General features: G+C 61.0%; 3 protein-coding genes, 1 tRNA gene and 1 pseudogene. 2 read left to right on the forward strand and 3 right to left on the reverse strand.

The window, feature by feature from the left end; translation table 11 throughout:
• Positions 1 to 584: pseudogene (locus tag ENZ74_RS24675) on the reverse strand (PAS domain-containing sensor histidine kinase); the annotation flags it as partial.
• A gap of 248 nt (positions 585 to 832) precedes the next feature.
• On the opposite strand from ENZ74_RS24675, the gene ENZ74_RS24680 reads away from it, so the two are divergent.
• Together ENZ74_RS24680 and ENZ74_RS24685 are read left to right on the forward strand one after the other, a co-directional pair.
• A complete protein-coding gene (locus ENZ74_RS24680) occupies positions 833 to 1,291 on the forward strand; it encodes a phasin (RefSeq protein ID WP_013530255.1) in 459 nt (152 codons plus the stop codon).
• Positions 1,292 to 1,660: 369 nt separating this feature from the next.
• Positions 1,661 to 1,737 (forward strand) — tRNA-His (locus ENZ74_RS24685).
• Positions 1,738 to 2,150: 413 nt separating this feature from the next.
• On the opposite strand, the gene lhgO is transcribed toward ENZ74_RS24685, so the two are convergent.
• Both lhgO and ENZ74_RS24700 read right to left on the reverse strand, forming a co-directional pair.
• Positions 2,151 to 3,341, reverse strand: a complete 1,191-nt coding sequence (gene lhgO, locus ENZ74_RS24695; RefSeq protein ID WP_199489664.1) for an L-2-hydroxyglutarate oxidase — start codon at positions 3,339 to 3,341, stop codon at positions 2,151 to 2,153.
• Between the two features lie 26 nt (positions 3,342 to 3,367).
• Positions 3,368 to 3,878: ATP-binding cassette domain-containing protein (locus ENZ74_RS24700; protein ID WP_127313049.1), on the reverse strand; the 511-nt coding region annotated here is incomplete at its 5' end.

Here is a 3,878-nt window from a genome sequence, read left to right on the forward strand (position 1 = left end):
GTGCCGCCCGGGACAAGGCGCTTGACGATGCGGTCGCTCTCGGCTGCGACGTCGGCAACCAGTGCTGCCAGCGTCTCCGGCAGGATGCCCAGTGCCGAAAATCCTTCCGAGGCCGCCTCAACGTTGCCCCTGGCATCGACAAAGGCGATGAAATGACCATCCTCGGTGAAGCCGCTAATGGCGCGCGCGGCGATTTCGCCGGCACTGCGTGACCCTGTCTGAGCCGCCGGCACTGCCAGCATGATCGCCTTCTCGGCGTCCGGCATGGTCACCGCACTGGCCAGGAAGCCGACGGCGCGGCTGGTCATGCCGGTCGCCAGCCGCACCATGATGGCGCGGTCGCTGCCAATCTCGGGAAATCCGCTGGTCGCCATGATCTGGCGCCTGGCGATCACGGGCAACTGCGCCGAGGCGCCTATGATCGCCTCGATGTCGGGATAACCGAACATCGCGGCTCCTGGCCCATTGGCCCAGATCACCTGCTCCAGATCCGCCGACAGGATCGCGATCGCGTCGCCTGCGGCAAAGCGCTGGCGGACCGCGTCGAGCACGGCGACATCAAGGAAGGAATATTCGGACGGCATGCGCTTGGCGGACCTCACGGAGCGGCGATTTTGCAGTTAACGCTTTGTTAATAAAAGCCGGAGGCGCGAAGGTCCACAAGCCAGAACGTGCAAAGGCTGGAATCTGGGCTCTTGGTTAACGGCCCAAAAGAAATTTATGGTGCACTGCAACAAAGATATTGCAATGCACAAAATTTGCCTTTATATTGCCATCATACATGAACGAGACGGCTTTCTGTCAAAGCCGCTGCCGCTGAAAAGGATGGAAAATGTCCAGGACCAAGACCGCCGAGACGATCGAAAACGTTGAATTCCCGAGCTTCGACGCTTCCAAGGCCACTGACCAGATTCGCGCTTTCGCCGAAAAGGGCGTTGAGCAGTCGAAAGAGGCTTATGCCAAGCTGAAGACCGGCGCCGAGGAGACCCAGAAGGCTCTGGAGTCGACCTACGAGACCGCCAAGACCGTTTCCAACGACCTGTCGCTCAAGACCATCTCCGCTTTGCGTGCCAATGCCGAGGCCGGTTTTTCCCACCTCGAAGCCCTGATCGGCGCCAAGTCGCTGTCGGAAGTCGTCGAGCTGCAGACCGCCTTCCTGCGCAAGCGCGTCGAATCGACCGTCGAGCAGGCCAAGGACTTCCAGGCCGTTGCCTCCAAGGCCGCCGAGGACGTCTCCAAGCCGATCAAGACCGCCTTCGAGAAGGCGATGAAGGAAATCAAGGTTGCCTAACATTTGCGCATGATCTGAAGATGCAACAAAAGGTCGCATTTTCTTAAAAACGATCAGGTGTATGATGGCAGCCATCAAGGAATACCCGGTGAGTGGAACCTCCTCCCTCTGCTCCCCGGGGTGACCAGCCAGCACCTCCTCCCGCTGGCTCGTAACAGGAAAAGGCCGGCACCTCCTCCCGCCGGCCTTTTTCTTTGTCCGTCGCCTGGTCCTTGCCTGCGCCTTCTTGCCGGGCGAATGCCGCGCCGATGTGGGGAAGTGACCTTTGCTTTCCAAAAGCCTTGAATTAGAATCCATAAGCCCGTAAGGACGCATCGCCGAACGACAGAGCGGCGGATGAGTTTCTGTTTCGATCCGCTCAGGCAACGTGCCGTTGTAGCTCAGATGGTTAGAGCGCCGGATTGTGGATCCGGAGGTCGCTGGTTCGATCCCAGCCAACGGTACCATAAATAGAGACATAATTTCAAAGACTTAGAGGCTTCTGGTTAGCTAGGCTGGCTTGGGTGTCGGTGCGTCTTATGGACGTGTACCATTCTGGTGCCATAGGGAGGCCGTCCAGCTATGACGGTCGACAAAATGGCGGTCAGCCGGGAGCGAACCCTGCCAATGACGTCAGCCGTCGTTTCGCCTGAGATCTTTGCGCAGCCAAAAAAGCCGTCGTCCACACGGAACCTTTGCTTGCGGAAACCGCAGGCCAAGTTGCTACCCTCTCGCCGGGAGCGGCATTGCTGGCCTGGTGGTGCGCCGATCTGGTTCCGACGCAAAAGCTGCGTTGGCCGCGGCCGGTGCCCTAATTCCCTTCTTGGCCAAGGCAGATACTCCAGCGTTCAGTTGGGCTCCAGTGCGTACCGCCTCATTTTCAGCAGCCCTGTATGAGGCGATCTCGAATCATCTCTGCAATCGGGATCGCCGAGGTGGCGGCGGGGGAAGGCGCGTTGCAGACGTGCAGCATGCGGTCCGTTTGTGCGAACAGGAAATCATGGATGAGGGCACCGTCCTTGCGCACGGCTTGCGCGCGGATGCCTGCTTCGTGCGGGAGCAGGTCGGCGAGCTTGAGGCTCGGACAGTATTTCCGGCACTCCTTCAGATAGCCTGGCTTCCAGAGCGAGTTGCGGAGTTCCGTTACCGCAGATCCGCGGTTGGCGAACACGGTTTTCCAGAAGCCGGGAAACAGCGCGTAGTCGGCCATGTCCGAAACATTGAACGAAAGCCGTGGATAGCCTTCGCGGGCAAAACCGATAACGGCATTCGGCCCGACCGTGACGCTGCCGTCGATCATCCGCGTCAGGTGCACGCCAAGGAAGGGCAGGGCTGGATCCGGGACGGGATAGATCAGATGGCGGACAATGTCGTTCTTCGATGCGGGAAGGCGATAGTATTCGCCGCGGAAGGGAACGATGCGATGCTCGATCGAAAGCCCGGCGAGCACGGCCAGCCGGTCTGATTGGAGACCGCCGCAGACCACCAGTTTTTTCGCCTGCCAGTTTTCGCCGGCCGACGCGATATCGACGGAATCGATGACTTCGCGAATGCCGGTGACGCGCGTCGACAGGCGGATCTCGCCGCCAAGCGCCCTGATGCGCCGCCCCATGGCTTGGCAGACATCGGCATAGCTGACGATGCCGGTCGAGGCCACGAAAAGCGCGCCGAGACCGCGGATGTTCGGTTCCCGCTCCTTCAATTCACCCTCGCTGACGCGCCGGACTTCGATCGTGTTCTGCTTCGAGCGTTCGTGGAGCGCCTCCATGCGCTGCACTTCGAGTGCGGAGGTGGCGACGAGCAGTTTGCCGCAGACATCGAAGCGGATGCCGTTCTCCTGGCAGAAGGCCTTGGTGGCATCCGCGCCCTTGCGGCAGAGCTCGGCCTTCAGGCTGCCTGGCGGATAGTAGATGCCGGCATGGATGACACCACTGTTGTGGCCGGTCTGGTGCTTGCCGAGAGCCTCCTCTTTTTCCAACAGGATCAGGCTGCAGCCGGGATATGTTTCCAGCAGCCGCATGGCCGTCGCCAGGCCGACGATGCCGCCGCCGATGACGCAGTAGTCGAAAATCATTGTTGTAGCCCTTGCCTGCCCGATTATGCGTGCGCCGTCTGACGATCGCCATAGTCGAAATAGGCCTTTTCCAGCGCATGCCCGTCGGCAAGCTCGCTTGCCGAACCCTCCAGCGCGTTATGGCCGTTGCGCGGCACGTAGACGCGGGAAGCGAGGTCGAGAATGCGAGCGGTGGACCGTTCGACGACGAGCAGGGTCAGCCCGCTGGCGTTAAGCTGGCGGAGGCTTTCGTAGACCTGGTCGATCACCAGCGGCGCAAGGCCAAGCGACGGTTCATCGATCATCATCAGCGACGGGCGCTGCAGGATGGCGCGGGCGATGGCAAGCTGCTGCTGCTCGCCGCCGGAAAGGTGGCCGGCAACGCCGCGGTAGCGGGTCCTGAGGATCGGAAGATTTCCAGAACCCGTTCCCAGATCGGCGGCCGCTTCGGCCTTGTCCTTGCGGATCATGCCGCCGAGCAGCAGGTTTTCCCGCACCGTCAGTGTCCGGAAGATACTGCGGCCTTCCGACACCAGTGCCGGAAGGGCCTGGCAC

The organism is Mesorhizobium sp. M7A.F.Ca.CA.002.15.2.1 (assembly GCF_003998715.1).
Lineage (GTDB): Bacteria > Pseudomonadota > Alphaproteobacteria > Rhizobiales > Rhizobiaceae > Mesorhizobium > Mesorhizobium ciceri.

Excerpts from the sequence above, each read along its gene's own strand:
- ENZ74_RS24680 (WP_013530255.1), top strand. The coding sequence starts at position 833 with ATGTCCAGGACCAAGACCGCCGAGACGATCGAAAACGTTGAATTCCCG.